Annotated in this window: 1 rRNA gene; it reads right to left on the minus strand. The window is 48.2% G+C overall.

Annotation, left to right across the window (positions count from 1 at the left end):
• A 23S ribosomal RNA gene (locus CES81_RS13140) occupies window positions 1-245 on the minus strand; the annotation flags it as partial.

The raw sequence follows: 245 nt of genomic DNA on the forward strand, positions 1-245 counted from the left end.
CGCATCCACAATTTCGGTGGTATCCTTAGCCCCGGTACATTTTCGGCGCAAAATCACTCGGCTAGTGAGCTATTACGCACTCTTTAAATGGTGGCTGCTTCTGAGCCAACATCCTAGCTGTCTATGCAACTTCACCGCCTTTTCCACTTAGGATACACTTAGGGACCTTAATTGGTGGTCTGGGCTGTTCCCCTTTCGACGATGGATCTTATCACTCACCGTCTGACTCCCGGATATAAATCTAT

The sequence above is a fragment of the Secundilactobacillus pentosiphilus genome (assembly GCF_002217985.1).
GTDB lineage: Bacteria > Bacillota > Bacilli > Lactobacillales > Lactobacillaceae > Secundilactobacillus > Secundilactobacillus pentosiphilus.